Below are 16,303 nucleotides of genomic sequence, written 5' to 3'. Positions count from 1 at the left end.
AGCATGGGTGATCCTACTGAAGACAACGAATGCCATCGGCACCTCCCAGGTAGACTCTCCCCTGTTCATCCATGAGCGGCCTGGTACCGATCGGCGAGAGCATCATTTTGGCCATGATTTCTTCGCCCCGGTCGGAAACGTGCACGAGGGCCTGGCCGGCGGCGGCCAGCACCGAATTGTCGGCCAGCACGCTGTAGAGAATCTCGTCCGGCCCGGCGGGCAGGGGACGACTCCAGAGAATGGCCCCGTCCTTTATTTGATGCAGAACATTGCCGCTGACAATGTACACGTAGCCGTCCGGCGACGAGGCCGGCGGTTGCGGCGATACCGGCAAGGTCCCGAGTGGAACGGTCCACTCGATTTGGCCGTCGGCCGCCACCTGCTTCAGTTCCGTCCCCTCTTCCGTCATATCGACCACCAGCGCCTTACCGCTGTGATCCACCGATAACGACGCAATCCTGGTGAACTCGACAGTCACGACCGAATCCTCCGAGGCGGCGTCGGTCGGGAACGAATACAGCTTGTCGTAGACGGCGATATAGACGCGCGCGAGGTCCCGGCTGATCAGAGCGTCCAGGCATGTTTCCCGACGCTCAAAGTACCAGCGAATATCGCGGTGGTCTGGAATATATCGAATGAACGCAGTCCTCGGCAACTCCACTTGCATACCCGGCTTATTCACCGGCTTGGGGTACGTCTGGAAACAGAACACCGTTTCCTCGCCGACCTCAGCGAAGAAGTGCAGAAAGGTCTCGCGAGTGACCATGGCCAGGTATTTTTTCTCGACCGTCTCGCCCTCGAAATCCCGCAGGACAAAGAACCCGGCGTGATTAAGGGTAACGATACCGCGCTCGTTCATCATGAAAGCGTGATTGCCGGTGATCGTGTGCGCCCAGAGCGCGGGGCCGTCCTGCCGTCTCACGCCTACCAGAAGAGTGCCATAACCGGCGACGAGAACGTCCCCGTGCAGCCCCAGACAGGCGGGAATACGCATGCGGCCGGTGTCCATGGATGGACTGAACCACACTTCGTTACCGGTTATGCGCCCGCTGACCGGCAGGAACGAACTGTTCTGGAGATCGGCAAAGCGGTTTGTATTGATAGTCAGCACTTCAGCCACGGTCGTCTCCTCTGCCCCTTGAGCCGTCTGAGCTCGCGAAGCATTTCCCGTGCACCCGGCCGAGGCCGTGACCGCCAGTACCAGGCACATCGCACGGATCACCTGTCTTCGCGTATCCATATGTCGAAAGAACTCCTGTCATTTTATTCCTCGGCGCTATCCATTCTGCAACCGCTCATGCGTCACACTCCCTACGGCCCCGGTGGCGGGGGCGGGGGTGGCGGAGGCGGCGGCGGGGGTGGAGGAGGAAGCGGGGGAGCCGGTGGCGGAATCTGCTGCACCTCGTAAGTGGCTCCCAGCTCGCTGCTCACCCAAGTCTCAAGAAACTTCAACCTGTCGGTGACGTCGTCATCCGGATACATATTAATGAAGTGGTGCTTCAGATCTTCCGCGGTGACGTCCCTCGGCACGTCGATTTCCCCGCTGGCGCTGACAATCCGCTCCACCGTCGTCGATTTCTCGTGCAAATCATCAACTTTGGCCTCATCGGCCGCCTGGCCGGCGAAGTATCCTTGAAGTTGACCCTGATCGGCGTCGGTCATCCTCCCCTTGTACTTGAGCTTCTTGGGCCCGGCATCATACGATGCGTTGGCCGGCGGCGGCGGGACCGGGTTCGGCGCAGTGGCCACCGTCACTTCAAACGTCGTGGTCGACCTGAGAAGGTCGAGCTTGTAGCTCCAGTCTGCGCCGGCTTTGCCCGCGTCGGCAAAGCCCGCCATGAAGTGAACATATATCCGTTCAATGTCGTTGGCGCCCGCGGTTCGAACGAGCCGGTAAGTATTGCCGAGTTCCGCCCACCCGTTCTTGAGCTCGTCCAGAACGGCGTGCAAATCGGCCCACGTCCAGTTACCGGCGGCGACGTCATCATCCGTGAAGTCAATTCCGAGAAAGACGCGGACGACCAGGACAGCCTGGCATTCATCAACCTGGTTTTCGTGGAAGAACCGGCAGGAGGACTCGTCCTGCCCGGTGTCGTACAACGCCAGATACACTCTTCGTGTCGACCGCGTCTTCTGATACAGGCGGTCTATCATCTTCCTGTCCGCGTCACCGGCAGCACCAGCGGCAAACCGGTTCTTGATATCGTCCCGCTCGGCGACGGTCATCGTGCCGGTGAAATAGAAGGACTTGTCGGCCGCCTCGGTCCTGATCTTGGCCTTCAACGGATTCGATAGCGGCGTCAGGTCAGGAATGAGCGAAACCACCACCCAGTTGGGTAACTCATATCTCTTTTCCTGCTTGTACGGTGTTCGGATATCCTGCGGCACGGGCGACGCCCCCGTCAGGTCCCGCTTGTACCTGTAATCGTAATCAGTCGTGACAAAGCGCGCGACAAACTTCTTGCCTCCCAGCCACGCCGCGTCCCTGAGATCACCCGCGGGGTCATCTATGTGATGCTGTATACAGTGCAAGTGATACCAGGTATGGTGCAGGCGCGGGGAGCCATTAAGGTACATCATGGACGGCTCGTTGGAGGGCATTGTATACTGCTCAAAGAACTGGTCGAAAGCGGGGTAGCCCTGGGTGTTGTTCGCCGTGCCCCCTGTCTCCGCCGGTACATCCTGCACGTACTCGTCAGCCAGGCTCGTGACGTGCCCGAGTTCGTGGGCCAGCGTGAAGACCCCGTACCGCGTGCCGTCCTCCTTGTATGCCGACGCTTCGGTGGCCGGGTTCGCTGGAGGCTTGTTGTTGTAGTCAAAGATGTTCAGCACAATCTTATAAGCCGACTTGTTCAGCTTCAGGACCGAGTAGGCGGCCACGCCGCTGGCCTTGTTCTCGCCCCTGACCGGCCAGGCATAGGCATCACCATAGGGCGTGTTCACGTCCTGGTCGGGGCAGACAAAGGCCACAAACCTGACCGGTCCTCCGAAGGCGTTCTCCTGAGCGGTCTGAAAGTCACCATCGATAAAAACAGCCGTCGGATCGGTGTCAAAATCGACGTTCTTCGGCACGTCGGCTGTCGCCAGTTTGAACGTCTCCCGTTCGTCGAAGAAATAGAACCGGCGGATCAGGACACAGTCCGCGGCCGCGCCCTCTTCTTCAAAATAGTAGCCTTTTCGGTTCCAGTACTCGATCGCGTTGTACACACCCTCGTCGACGAACTTGGTCACATCAGCGTCTTGTGGATTCTTGGCGTCGCCTGTCCACGCGGGGTCCTCAGGGTCCTGGCGGGTATCGAGCATGAAGTTTATTGAGGTATAGATAATGAGGAAAGATACCGGGTGGTCGTCTTCCAGATGCAGCCTGTGGAAGTAGTGCAGATCGTAATCGCCGGTGAAACCCTGATGCACGCTGAAGTGCTGCAGTGGCCAGGATTTGTGCTTGTCCGGATCGTTACGCAAGGCCAGCCTGGCCCCGACGACGAAGTTCTTGTCCATCCAGTCGGCCGGCTGATCGGTGGTCCGGCGGTTGGCCACGGTGTAAAAACCGTCGCGAAAATGAACGATCCTCACGCCGGGCGCCGGCACCGTGATCAGGTTCTTGTCAAATCTGATCCGGCATGACTTGGGGTCGGCGTCGGCCGACCGGTACAGCTTGAGCTGCTTGGTGGCATCGTCGACCACGAACAGCTTCACCCGCGAGCCGGGATCCCCGGCCGCCACGCCGTCGCACAGCTCCTTGGCGGTGCCCCGCTGGTTCTCGTCCTTGACATCCTGGTCGTGGCCGGCCGCGTCCATAAGGACAATGTCATCCAGCGAAAACGTGAGCGGCTCACTCTCGGCCGTGGTCTTGGCGCCGAACGGCTTGAGTTGGCGCTTATCTTTGACGGCCTCCTGGAACACCGCTCCGTCCGTGAGGCCGGCCGTGTACAGGGTCCAGTAATTCAGCGAGCACCATTTGGCCGGAAGGTCATAGCGCTTGTATTTCTCGGCAAAGGTCAGCGCGTTGTAGTCGGCAGGCTGAATGGTAACGATCTTCGGCGTAGCGTCCTTGTTGGCAGTGTAGATCCACCTGTTGGCCGTCTCGAACATAAAGTACAGCTTCTTGGCCGCGAAGTTCGGGTTGGCCTCGGAAAACTGCACCCTTGCCGAATATATGCCGTTGTGGTACTGGGTGATGGTGCGGATTTCCTTGGGCGGGTTGGCGCCCTCCTTCTCAAAGGTCCTGATTTTCAGGTCCTTGTCCTCAGGAATGTACTGCCATGATTTCTTGACACGGTCGTAGTGCCGGAACCTGAGGTGGTAGACGACCGCGTGCAGGTCGCCCGAATCGATGTACGAGCGGCGCATTAGATCGTGGTGCCATATGGGGCACTGCTCCGCCTGGTGCAAGGCATCAAAGGTCGGCCAGCACATCAGTTCGGGTTTCTCCGTCTCCGCCCCCGGGAAAAAGAGAATCTCGACCCGCGTGTTGGTCGTCGACCGATACTTGTACACGTCTTCGGGTGGGGGATCGATGGCAAACGAATGGGCACACCCGATGGCTTTCAGGTTGAGAAATCGCTTCTTCACCTGCTGTGTCCGGAGTTGACCGAGTTTCGCCGCGTCCACCGAAAGCGTATCGCGCAACAGACGATCGTACAGATGATACAGCGCCGGCCAGTGATCCTTGGGCCACTTGTGTTCGCCCGCCTCCATTTGTGTCCCCAGGTTGTCCGGCAGTTTGGGGATATCGGGCGGATGGGCGAAATCCTTGTTGAATCCCTTGGCAAACTCGTTGAGAGCGTTCTTTGTAGCGTCGTTCCAATCGCCGGTCGCGTCACCGGGATCACAGTTCCAGTTGCCGCCCTTCCAAGGCGCCAGTTCATGGAAGTACTTGAGGATGCGCTGGTAATCCTTGATAACGTGGCGCTTGTCACAAGTGTCCCGCCACTTTTCAATGTCTCCCTCAAGGAGGTACTGAACACCCTCGGCCCGCTCCCGGGACAGCCGGAAAGTATCGGGGATATCGTCCCCCTGGTGGGTGTGCCCGGTGATGACCATGCGCTTTTCGGGATAGAGAACCAGATGGTTTATGCCCAGTGCGAGGGCTCTCACCCCGGTAAGAAGCGGAGGCGCATCGCCGCCCCCACCACCGCCCTCCGGTGCAGGCGCCTCGGGCATCATCACGGCGCTGCCGTCGTTGAAAAGGGTATCCTCCAGTTCGAGGAAATCCACCGCCGTGGGCCTGGCTTTGATCTTCGCAACGGCGCCCGAAACGGCAATGGCCTTAACGGCGGCCCCTAACGCTTCGACCGCAACGTCAATGACGCCGCCGGCCATCGCTCACCCATGCTGTCATGTCTGCAAAGTCCTCAACTTTTCACGTCTACCGACGTTCTGACCGGCCCGGGAGGGACGTTCTCTTCCCTGGCCGTCCCGTTTCCGTCCAGCGTGCCGCTGCGCGTTTCACCGTTGGACAGAGAAACACGATACTTCTTGTTGCCGATGGCGTTGCCGTCTTCGTCCTTGAGCTCGACTTCCACCCAGTCCTTGAACCTGAGCAGCCCCGAACGCATCTGCAAATCGCCGATCCTGACCATGAAGTAGAAGAGAGGGAAGGAATAGCCGCCGGATTGTTCCTTCTCGCCCTGCATCTTGAGATACTCGTCGTCGACCTTGAATTCCCACTCTTCTTCGATCTTGTCGCCGCTGATCTGGACTTCCCAGGATTTCATCAGCCGCGTGGCGAAGTTGGCGTCTCGCAAGTAGATTTCGAGCGTGGCCGTCTCCCCCGGCTCCATACCGGCCGTCTCGACAATCAGTTTCACCTTATCTCCGGTGGGAGCTTCCCTGGTCGACCATTTGGCGTTGACGATGGCGTGCAGGGCGATTTCGTAATTGCCCGCCGGTACGTCGGCCCTCTTCAGCTTTCCGGACAGCAGTCCCCTGCCGGTCTTGTTATCAGGAGATTTGACGGTGTATCCGACGCCGGAGATCGGAAACCCGCCCTTGTCCTCGAAACTCACGTCAAGGTAGTGGGTTTCCTTTTCGTCGTCTTCAACACTGCCTTCCAGTTGCGCCGCGCCGGCACCGGTGCCCGCCGCGGCTGATCCCGTCTGGGCGGCACCACCGCCTCCACCGCCGCCTCCTCCCGGTCCGATAAGGACCGTGGGGCAACCGGGGGGGGCAATGGAATCAGGCGGACCGGAACACGCCACCATGTCGCCGACACAGGCGGCAGGCATGCCGCCAATCATCACCGTGGGACAGCCCGGGGGCAAAATGGCCGCACCGACGTGCGGAGGGGGTGGCACGCCCGGGTTGAGCATGGGGCAAACGTGCATGTCGCCGACCCGTGCCGCGGGCTTGCCCCCGATCATCACGGTGGGAGCCCCGGCAAGTATCGAACCGCCGTGAACGGTCATGTCGCCCATGCGGGCGGCGGGCTTACCCATCATATCCTCCCAACACTCGTGCGGTTGTATGACAACGTCAAATATACCTGCCGTTTCAGACCACAGTCAATGTTTCAACTCCAGCGATGCAGACTATCCCCACCCGGCATCACGTTGTCCCGACCCCGGGCGTACCAATCCAATGGCGCGGGTAGAGCCGTGCAACACCCGGTCTTCCCGATCCCGTTTCGCCGCCGGAGAGGCTACTTCAGAAACACCATCTTCTTCGAGTCGCGGAACTTCCCGGCCGTCAGACGATAGAAGTAGACACCGCTCGCGACCGTCTTGCCGCCGTCGTCACGTCCTTCCCAGACTACCACGTGGCGCCCGGCTTCGAGGGGCCCGTCCACCAGCGCGGTCACATGCTGGCCAAGGACGTTGTAGACAACCAGCTTCACGTTGCCCGAGTTGGGAAGGGCGAAGCGGATGGTGGCGGTGGGGTTAAACGGATTCGGGAAGCTCTGGCTCAGTTCGTAGTTCTCCGGCAGGGCCTCCGCAAGCAGGCTGGCGAGGTATTCGGGCTTTCCGACCGCCAGGCGACCGCCGGCTACGTCCCCCGGCAGTTCGATGGTCATTCCTTCGGTAAGCTCGTTCACCGTGCCCTTGTCAGTGATCAGCCAGGCCTGCATGTCGTCCGGGATCTGGTCGATACCCGTGACCATCAGGACGCGCTTGCTGCCCTTTGACATAACCACATCCCAGGTGGCGCCGTCAGTGAAATACGGTCTGTAATCGGTGCGGAACAGGCCGCCCTGATCCGGCATGGAGAAGGCCAGGTACGGTGCCTCGGGCGGGGACGGCGGTTCCACGAAGTCGTAGGCGTCATCACCCGGCCGCGCGTCGCTTCGCACGCCGGCAAAATTGATCCCGTCCCTGCCGCCGGCAGAGGCCAGTTGGAGGTTTATGTGCCAGCCGTCGACGATGCTCAGCGTGTCCGCCGCCAGCGCCGCCGGCATGCCGGTAACTGTAGACTCCTCAAACGGATACAGAATCTTGACGCCCGACCTCTTGATGTAGACAAAAAAGCCTTCCCAGGCGGGAATCGAGTTGACCGTGCGGTAATCCGCCAGGCCGCCGTCATACCAGTACGCGGCATCGTCAAGAATGGCGTCGGAATGAACGGTCAGAATAACATTGCTGGTGTCAAAAAACACGTCATGCCACCGCACCGGAAAAGAAAACGGATTGGCCAGTTGGTTCCAGCCGGAATCCAGTTGTACGCCCGGTCGGTAATACTCGCTTCCGTCATAGGTCAGGTTGGGAAGCATCGAGTACCCGGCGGCGCCGTAGCGACGCCCGCCGCGGGCGATCAACCAGTACCCCGTTCCCGGTTTCACGCCGGCGACGTTCGGATATGCATAGATCGTGTCGTCGTCCGCTTCATAGCGGCCCAGCCGCCATTGCGTGACATCCACCGCGCCCAGGTCGTCCAGGAAAATCGTCTGCGGCGTATTGTCGCCCTGGATATTGACCGGCAGACCGATAATGCGATACTGCGCATCCGGCATGCCCGTCGGCCGCCTGCCCTGGCTGTTGTTCAACTCGCACACGAACCGCAGCGGGTTATCGGCCGAGCCCACGTAAACGGTGTCATTTGTGCCCTGATCCACGATCCGTACGTAGTATTCCAGCCCTCGGACGGTCAGGCTGGCGGCCGGGATCGTGTATTGCAGGGTGCTGCCGGCTCCAACCGTCATGGCGGCCTGACCGTATGACGTTCCGGCGGACGGCCGGGAGAAGAACGCCCCGACGACCGTACCCTCCTGGTTGCCGTAGGTCACGCTGAGCGGGTAGTTGGCCACCGGCACGATCTGCTCGTCGGGGATGCCATACGCTGCGAAAAAGCGCGGTCCGGCCTCCATGGAACCGATGACACCACCATTGACCGTGTAATTGGCCGAACTGCTGACACCCATCGGGCCGTTTCCGAAGTTGCCGACCAGGGCGGCATTGGCCGACGTTCCGCCGCCGCCGCCCCCGACAACACCGCCGTTCGTGAGCAGGTAATTGGCGCTGCCCGCCTGAGCCATCACCTGAGAGGCAATCAGCATCAGGCCCAGCGCCGATATTATGCTAATCGTTTTTTTCATAGCTGACCTCTCTTACTGGAGCGTAATCAGCATCCTGATTACGCCAGTTTTGAATGACAAGGATGAAAGACGCTCCGCTCACTGCTGCTGCCTGCCTTCTTCACCTGCCGCCCTGTCAGCTTCCTGCTCCTGCTCGTAGTTGATGTACTTCTCCGGACCAAGGCCGAACGCCTCCGGATGCATGTACAGGCCTCTCTCATTGTCCGGTTTTACCCTTTCCACCTGCATGCGGTTAGCCTCGGCCCAGGCATCCGTGCGGATACCGGTCACTTGCCACGAAACCTTGACATTGGGCTTGTCGGTCCTGATCGTAAAGGCATTCCCGGATATTTCCTCGGCCACGATGGCCTGGGCGAACTCACCGATCGGCGTCAACTGGTACCTGAAATCCCGGTTGAAGGCACTGAAGTAGTCCGGCAGTTGAACGACCGCCTCACCGTTGCCGTCGGTGGTGACATTACCGTTGTATACGTTCATCATGTCGGGAGACTCGACGGAACTGTGGCTGAGGTACTTGTTCTCCGGATCGAGCGGGTGATCGACCGTAAAGAAAATCCCGGGTCCGAGCACCGAGCCGGTAACATTGATGCTGCCGTTAAAGTACCCGGCAAGGTTCGTCCCCGTAACACCGCTTGCGGTGGCGCAATATATGCCGTAGTAGTTAGAGCAGTTACCGCCGTCAGCGTACAGGCCGTAAACGTTAAGCCCGTTGAACGCGCCGGACATAACTCCGTAGGTGGTTCCCGTGTAAGACGGTACCGTCTGGCGTGCGGCATAAACCTCGACACCGTATCGCGTTCCTCCATCACTTATAGCATCGGTGCTAACGCCATAGACGCTTCCGCCGCCGCTGACCGTAGTATGCTGCACATTAGATACCAGGCCGTACGTAGTCCCCGTGCTCGCGTTAACCATATTGATGTCCACTCCGTACCGGGGCGCGGTGGTGTTGTAGTTTCGCCGCATTCGCATAAGATATGTCGCGCTTGGAGCAATGCCGAAGTTGCCAATGGTGATGCCGGCCGACCCGACCGTCATGGTGCTGTCATGAAAGGTCTGAGTCCCGGTAAACGTCTGGCTTGCACCCAGCGTGGCCGCAGTGCCGGAGATCTTGCTCGCGGCAATGGCCGCCGAGCCGCTGATATCTGCGTTCATTATTGAGCCATCGACGATGGAAGACGACGTGACGGAATTGTTACCCACGCCTGCGGCCATCTCAGCCTGCCCCGCCGAAAGGGCATATGGCACCGATGTCAGAACCTGGTACGGCAGCATTTCCGCATCGGTCCCAACGGTTATGCCGAGAAACCGCTTGGCGCCGTTCCAGTCTGAAGGGTTTATCAGCGGTCCAAGCTCGACGGTGAATACCCCGTTCGTGTCCGGCGTGATGCTCATAGTAGTATCCAGGATCACCTCCGGTGACGCCGTGGTATCTTTTAGTATCCTGAACTTCACGTCTGTCGGGGCGACAATCGGGTCGCCGTCGGCATTGGTCAGGCGCCCCTGGTACAATATGGTGCCGGGCGCCTGGGCCGCCAATTGCGCCGACAGAAGCACAACCAGCGTGACGATCAAGAGTAACACTTTGCCTGAGTTTCGCATCTTACGGGCTCCTTCCTGATATCTTTGGGATCTCTCAATTTGCTTTTCTCAAGGTCATTGCGGCTTGCGATGCCGCCATCTTGCCGGTACGGTCCATCTTACTTAAGGATGTCCGGGGAATCCGGGCAGCGGGCCAAGCGGCTCCTCACCGGGTTCATCACCGCCCCCGCCGGCGGCCACGGCCACGGCCATGGCAACAACGCCGACTCCGATGCCGAGCACCCACCAGCGTTTATACCAGGGCTTCTTTTTGCCTTTATCCTCGTCTTTCAGCCCCAGATCCACCCTGGCCCCGGGCACCTGTTCCTCGACGGCCGCCATGGCGCTCTCCTCCTGATCCACCAAATCCTGCGCCTCTTTCATGAGAGCGAGAAACTCGGGTGACTGGATGTCGAGCACGCCGCGCCACTCGCGGGCAGCCTTGAAGGCCGCGACGAACTCTTTCATGACCCGGTTCCGCTTCTCCTTGTCGCCTCGCACTTTGGCGTAGTAGACGGCAGCCAGCAGAATATGGGCGTCCGCTTTGTCTTGAAGGGCCAGCGTGTCCACTGCCAGGAGGTCCTTCAACTCCATCTCCGCACAGTCGTAGTTGGTGATCTTGAAATTGGTTCGCGCGTGATCCAGGGACGGTTTCGTCTTGTCGTAGACGCATTCGGGAGCCTGCGCCCGGACCAACTGCGGTAACACCATCGACTGCGCAAAGACAAGCAGGACCAACACGGCAATGCCTTTCAGCATGCGGTTACAACTACGCATCCTGCCTCCTTAGACTGTTATGTTCAGGTTTCAAACCTATTGTTCTGACCAGTAGATAAGCAGTGGGACTGCGTGTCCGTTTTCGCCAGCCATGAGAGTTGTGGTTCCGGCAGCCCCGGCGAGCCCGACCCGCGGGCCGCCTCCGTATGGGAATGTCACGCTGGAGTCTACTTTCAAAAGTACACCAAGATAGTCGTTTACTGGCAACACATCAACACTTATTTGCCAGTCACCTTCGAGAACGGCCAGGTCAAGCACCGGGAACTGGGTGTAAATCCGTTTGCGGCCGTTCAGGGTAAACTCGACCAGGTTGTCATCGGTCGGCGGGTACAGCGCCACCTGGACGCTGACCGTATCAGCCCCGGCAAACTCTCTCTCCAGATCGTAGGCCACGCTCGTCTGCTCATCCGAAACGCGCACGACCTTTCTGAGCACGGGATAGGCCGGGTGGACAACGATCACCTGGTGAGTGCCGGATGCGATGTCAAAGGCCCGCCCCGGAACCCGTTCCCTGTCATCTATGAGCAGCTTCTCAAAACCCTCGGGAATAACATCCACGCGCAGGGTTGGCGATACTTCTTCAACCGGCGCAACTACCGGTTCGGTCGTTTCCTGAGTGGTCTCCTGGGCTGCTCTGGGCGGCTCCGGGCGCTGCTGGATGGTTTCCGTAACGCCTGTGGCTGCCCCGGTCAGGGCGCCGGTATCCGCCTGGCGACCGGCGTCGCGTGCGACGGTATCCGCCGCCGCGCCTGCCGGCTCGTTCAGCGGTTCCCGGTCCGTGCCCGCCTGATCCCGGTCAAGGGCCCTCTCGGCCTGACTTGCCGTCGGCTCAGCGCCGCCGAGCGACAGCCAGCCCCGTACGGTATCGCGACCCAGGAAGGCCGCCGCTGCCAGCGCGATAACGATCACGGCCGCCCACAGCGGCTTTCTGCGACGCCGGTGGTAGACGTTCTCAATCGCATTCAACTCGCTGAGCAATTCCCTGGCCGACTGGTGGCGCTTTGCCGGCTCCGGGTGCGTCGCTTTCTTGATGATACGTCGAAGCTGCGGGGAGAGGCGACCGGCGACCCGCCCGCCCCATTCGGCGGGGTTCGGCGACACCGGATTGCGATACGGCATACTGTTGGTGGCGAAAGTGAACAGCGTAATGCCAAGCTCGTAAATGTCGCTCAGGAAGGGGTTGTAGTCGCGGTCGCCCGCCTGGCGTTCGGGTGCGGCGAACATGGGCGTTAACGCCTGGTAGGCCGTCTTGGTGGCCGCGCCGCCGATCTCCTTGGCGATGCCGAAGTCGATCAGGTAGACGTGGTCGTTTCTGTCGATGAGAATGTTGGCCGGTTTGATATCGCGGTGCGCAATCTTTCGTTCGTGGGCATAGGCGACGGCGTCGGTCATGGACCGGGCCACGCGCAGAAACATGTCCTCCGCCAGCGAGCCTGTTTCCTTCAGGACCTCGGCGCCGTTGCGGCCGTCGATGTATTGAATGACCAGGGCGCCCTCGTCCGGAAGGTAATCGATCACCCGCGAGATGTTGGGGTGGTCCAGCATGCAGAGGATCCTGGCTTCCTTGTCGAACTTGTCCCGGACCTGCACCCGCTTGAAGAACTTGACGATAACCCGCTGTTCTATCAGGTTGACGTTGTAGCCGCCGTAGACCTCGCCGAAGCCGCCGCCGCCAACGTAAGACCCGATCTTGTATTTACCGCCGACCACCCAGCCGATTATGCCAAGCGGGTCCTCACTCGCGGAAGGCCGTCCCGTGCTGTCCGACCGGTACTTGTCGTCGTCACCCGGCACTCTTGACTCCCTGTTTCCTTCACCGACATCGGACGCGTTCGTGCTCGCGGGATCTAATCAGGGCACGGAACCGGAACGTCACATATGTCAAGTATCGAGGGTAAATATCCATGTAATTCGGATACGCAGTGCTCAATTTACGCACGTGGCGGGATGCGGGCAAGCATTTGTTTTACGGATCACGCCCACGCAGCATCGACCCGGTGATACGGACCGATGCCCGCACGCCGTGGCTCTCCGCCCCCGTAATCCCGCCAGGGCAGCCTGAAGGTGGAGCCTATGGCCGCCCCATACCCTTCATTTCAATTTTCTCGTACCCCTCCGGCACGCTGAAGGTGCCCGCCGGCGCAGGTTTGTCGGCAATTTCAACCAACTTCGTCAACGTCTTGACGGCCGCGCCCATCATGGACGCCTCGCCCACGCTCAGGAGAGCGACGCCTTTCACCTTCGCCATTTCCTTCATGGCCTCCGCGAAACCCGGGACGTAGGACATCATGGCGTAACTGATGGTGCGAAGGACATCGTAGTCAACGTCGATATCCTCGGTCGCCCAGACTTCCGACTTGCTCGACCCCATCGGCATGGTCATATCCACGATGTACTTGGTGGCAGTCCACTTGTCGATCTTCTTCTTTTCCTCGGTCGGGGTAACGCTGACCGTCATGGCCATCATCCCCCCCATCATGCCCTGCATCATCTCGGCGTACTCGGCGCCCTCTTCATCATCCTCCAGGCCGGCCATCTTCTTGATGTCACCGACCGCGTCGAGTGGCATTTCCGAATATGTCTTTTCATAGTGGTCGATCATGTACATGATGTTCTTATCGGCGATCATGACGAAGGACGCGCTATCAGCATTGATGATACAGGCCCTCCCATCGGTCACCCAGCACTCGGACGTATCGTCCCGTGCCGGCTGGACCTGGCCCATCGCCTCAAACGAGTCAGTGTGCGTGACGTGCTTGATGTACGTGTCCGCATAGGAACTCGCGGTCAAACCGAAAAGGGTTACGGCCGCAAAAAACCCGACGAGAACCAATGACTCTGGCTTCCTCATTGCACTCCTCCTAAAAATCCCTGTTCTGGTGAAGCTGTTATCCTTTGCCGGATTGCGAATTCAGCGCGGCGGCCGGCGCTGCGGCCCGCGTGTCATTCTGCAACTCTGATCTGGCAATATGCCGGACACATCACAACACTGTCAACGGTAAAGATTACCACTCCCTTAGACTATCACCTGTACCGGTGAACAGCCGGCCCCGATTCGCTCGATCGTGTCAGGTCCGCGCGATGTCAAAAACGTCATTCCCGGCGGCTGTTTGGCGCCGGAACTTCCCCCCGCCGACTTGACAGGCGGGCCTTTGAGGTACAAATTAGTGCTTGCCGTTCAACGAGCGCACCCCGGATTACCGGGCTCCGCCGAAGTCCGGCCTTTACAGGAGCCAAAACGTGAGACCTAAACTTCGATTCCTCGATGAAAGCCTGCTGGAGAAGATCGTTTCGGAGGGGCGTGACCTGCTGTACAAGCTCGGCGTCGAAATCCACAACGAGGGGGTTGTTTCGATGCTGGCCGACCACGGCGCCAGAATCGACCGGACAAAAAAACGCGCCTACCTCACGGCTGACATGATTGACAACAGCCTCAGGACGGCACCCGACGGTTTCACGCTGTACGATTCTTCGGGCGACGAGGCCGCCGTCCTGTCGGGGCTCAGGGTGAATTTCACACCCGGTTCGGCAGCCATCAACGTCCTTGACGGCGAAAGCGGCAGGATTCGCAGGCCGGCCACGGCCGACTACGTCAGCTATGCGAAGCTCATGGCATCGATGAGGCATATTGCCATGCAGTCGACGGCCATGATCCCGGCGGACGTGCCGGAGATGGTATCGGACAGCTACCGGCTGTACTTGAGCCTGCTGTTCTGCGACAAGCCGGTCGTGACGGGCACCTTTACTATTGAGGCGTTTAATATAATGAAGGACCTCCAGGTGGCCGTGCGCGGGTCCAAGGAGAATCTGGCCGCCCGCCCGCTGACCATCTTCTCCTGCTGCCCCACCTCCCCGGTCAAGTGGAGCGACGTCACCTCCCAGAACGTCGTCGACTGCGCCCGACATTCAATTCCGGTGGAGTTTATCTCGATGCCGCTTTCCGGTTTCATGGCCCCCGTGACGCTGGTAGGCTCACTTGTTCAGCACACGGCCGAGACGTTGAGCGGGCTGGTGATCAGCCAGTTGACCAACCCCGGCGCTCCCGTGCTGTACGGAGGTTCGCCGGCCGTATTCGACGTCCGGTTTGAGACCACACCCATGGGCGCTATCGGTACCATGATGCTCGACTGCGCATACAATGAAATCGGGAAATACCTTGGTCTGCCGACCCAGGCTTATATCGGATTGAGTGACGCCAAGTTGCTTGACGCCCAGGCGGGACTGGAATCGGGCATGGGAGCCGTGCTGGCCGCCCTTGCCGGCATAAACAGCATATCCGGTCCCGGCATGCTTGACTTTGAAAGCTGCTTCAGCCTCGAGAAGCTGGTGCTCGACAACGAGATCTGCGGGATGGCCTTCCGCATGATCGAGGGCATCGAGCCGAAAGAGGACTTCCCGGCCCTGCCGCGCTTCGAAGAACTGCTGGCCGAACAGCACCTGCTGATCTCGGACCACACCCGCCGGTATCTCAAGGAAGAGATGTACTTCCCCGGACCAGTGATCGATCGGGCGAATCGGTCCCGATGGGAGGCTGAAGGACGCGTGAGTCTCACGGACCGTGCCCGCGCCGAGGTAAAACGTCTTGTAGAAAAACACGAGCCGGTGGGGCTGCCTGAAGACGTCCGGCGAGAACTGACGGAACTCATGCAGGCCGAGGCGCGCCGACACGGCATGGAGCACCTGCCCGAAACGAGTTGATGCGAAGGGTAATAGGCATACCTGTTGACGAGGTGATTCCCCCCGTCGAGGCCGTGCTCCGGGCCCAGGGAATCCCGCGCGATGTCGTCCCGGACGCCCGAACCTCGGACCTCGCACGGCAGTCGGTCCTGCTGTACGGCAGGCTTGCTGATCCCGTCGGCCTGTTGAGGGAGGTGTCCGAAGCCGACTTCGAGGCGGTGTACCGAGGCGAAGCTCTGAACGCCGAGCACACGCCGCTGGAAGACATCTACCGGTCGGCGGACAGCCTGGCCCTGTTTGCCGTCACCGTCGGGCAGGACATCTGTGCGGAAATCTCGCGCCTCTTTGATGAACGTGAATTCGCCCTCGGGTCCATGCTTGATTCGGCGGCGTCTGAAGGCACGGAAATGGCAAGTGAGGTCATGAGGCTGGAGTACCATGAACAGTTGGAGGCGACCGCGCGGCTGGAAACGACCGCCGGCGTCATGCAGTTCAGCCCCGGTTACTGCGGCTGGCACGTCAGCGCACAGCGAAAACTGTTCCAGGCGTTGTCACCTGAGGAGATCGGCATCGAACTCTCAGACAGTTTTCTGATGCAGCCTCTCAAGTCGGTAACGGGGGTGATTGTCGCCGGCCCCGGTCACATTTTCGAGTTCGACGACAAATTCCCGTTCTGCAGGGACTGCGAGACGCACTCCTGCCGCCAACGGGCCAGGGCAATACAGAGGAACTGACGCAAGG

Annotated in this window: 9 protein-coding genes and 2 pseudogenes; 2 read left to right on the top strand and 9 right to left on the bottom strand. The window is 60.0% G+C overall.

What is annotated here, in order from left to right; translation table 11 throughout:
• Nucleotides 1-13 precede the first annotated feature (13 nt).
• From VMY05_10075 to VMY05_10035, 9 genes and pseudogenes are all read right to left on the bottom strand, one after another.
• A complete protein-coding gene (locus VMY05_10075; protein ID HUV31420.1) occupies nucleotides 14-1,240 on the bottom strand; it encodes a hypothetical protein in 1,227 nt (408 codons plus the stop codon).
• Between the two features lie 71 nt (nucleotides 1,241-1,311).
• Nucleotides 1,312-5,322 carry a hypothetical protein gene (locus VMY05_10070; protein ID HUV31419.1) on the bottom strand — a complete coding sequence of 1,337 codons (4,011 nt, stop codon included), beginning with the start codon at nucleotides 5,320-5,322 and terminating at the stop codon, nucleotides 1,312-1,314.
• Nucleotides 5,323-6,137: 815 nt separating this feature from the next.
• Nucleotides 6,138-6,362, bottom strand: a pseudogene (locus VMY05_10065) (PAAR domain-containing protein).
• Nucleotides 6,358-6,407: pseudogene (locus tag VMY05_10060) on the bottom strand (hypothetical protein). Before VMY05_10060 ends, VMY05_10065 begins: the two co-directional pseudogenes overlap by 5 nt.
• A 233-nt stretch (nucleotides 6,408-6,640) precedes the next feature.
• A complete protein-coding gene (locus VMY05_10055) occupies nucleotides 6,641-8,527 on the bottom strand; it encodes a T9SS type A sorting domain-containing protein (protein ID HUV31418.1) in 1,887 nt (628 codons plus the stop codon).
• A gap of 78 nt (nucleotides 8,528-8,605) precedes the next feature.
• Nucleotides 8,606-10,129 carry a hypothetical protein gene (locus VMY05_10050; GenBank protein HUV31417.1) on the bottom strand — a complete coding sequence of 508 codons (1,524 nt, stop codon included), beginning with the start codon at nucleotides 10,127-10,129 and terminating at the stop codon, nucleotides 8,606-8,608.
• Nucleotides 10,130-10,231: 102 nt separating this feature from the next.
• A complete protein-coding gene (locus VMY05_10045; GenBank protein ID HUV31416.1) occupies nucleotides 10,232-10,885 on the bottom strand; it encodes a hypothetical protein in 654 nt (217 codons plus the stop codon).
• A 36-nt stretch (nucleotides 10,886-10,921) separates the two neighbouring features.
• A complete protein-coding gene (locus tag VMY05_10040) occupies nucleotides 10,922-12,679 on the bottom strand; it encodes a serine/threonine-protein kinase (protein HUV31415.1) in 1,758 nt (585 codons plus the stop codon).
• A 277-nt stretch (nucleotides 12,680-12,956) separates the two neighbouring features.
• On the bottom strand, nucleotides 12,957-13,736 hold the full coding sequence (locus VMY05_10035) for a hypothetical protein (GenBank protein ID HUV31414.1): 780 nt from the start codon (nucleotides 13,734-13,736) through the stop codon (nucleotides 12,957-12,959).
• Between the two features lie 389 nt (nucleotides 13,737-14,125).
• On the opposite strand from VMY05_10035, the gene VMY05_10030 reads away from it, so the two are divergent.
• Together VMY05_10030 and VMY05_10025 are read left to right on the top strand one after the other, a co-directional pair.
• Nucleotides 14,126-15,583, top strand: a complete 1,458-nt coding sequence (locus VMY05_10030) for a trimethylamine methyltransferase family protein (protein HUV31413.1) — start codon at nucleotides 14,126-14,128, stop codon at nucleotides 15,581-15,583.
• Nucleotides 15,583-16,296, top strand: coding sequence for a vitamin B12 dependent-methionine synthase activation domain-containing protein (locus VMY05_10025; GenBank protein ID HUV31412.1), 714 nt, complete (start codon nucleotides 15,583-15,585; stop codon nucleotides 16,294-16,296). Before VMY05_10030 ends, VMY05_10025 begins: the two co-directional genes overlap by 1 nt.
• Nucleotides 16,297-16,303 lie beyond the last annotated feature (7 nt).

The organism is Acidobacteriota bacterium, assembly GCA_035529075.1.
Classification (GTDB): domain Bacteria; phylum Zixibacteria; class MSB-5A5; order GN15; family FEB-12; genus DATKXK01.
The sequence above is the reverse complement of the archived record's forward strand: the minus strand, read 5'-3'. Positions and strand labels throughout refer to the sequence as shown.

Coding starts and splice junctions, on each gene's coding strand:
- VMY05_10075 (HUV31420.1), bottom strand. CDS start 1,240: ATGGATACGCGAAGACAGGTGATCCGTGCGATGTGCCTGGTACTGGCG.
- VMY05_10070 (HUV31419.1), bottom strand. CDS start 5,322: ATGGCCGGCGGCGTCATTGACGTTGCGGTCGAAGCGTTAGGGGCCGCC.
- VMY05_10055 (HUV31418.1), bottom strand. CDS start 8,527: ATGAAAAAAACGATTAGCATAATATCGGCGCTGGGCCTGATGCTGATT.
- VMY05_10050 (HUV31417.1), bottom strand. CDS start 10,129: ATGCGAAACTCAGGCAAAGTGTTACTCTTGATCGTCACGCTGGTTGTG.
- VMY05_10045 (HUV31416.1), bottom strand. CDS start 10,885: ATGCGTAGTTGTAACCGCATGCTGAAAGGCATTGCCGTGTTGGTCCTG.
- VMY05_10035 (HUV31414.1), bottom strand. CDS start 13,736: ATGAGGAAGCCAGAGTCATTGGTTCTCGTCGGGTTTTTTGCGGCCGTA.
- VMY05_10025 (HUV31412.1), top strand. CDS start 15,583: ATGCGAAGGGTAATAGGCATACCTGTTGACGAGGTGATTCCCCCCGTC.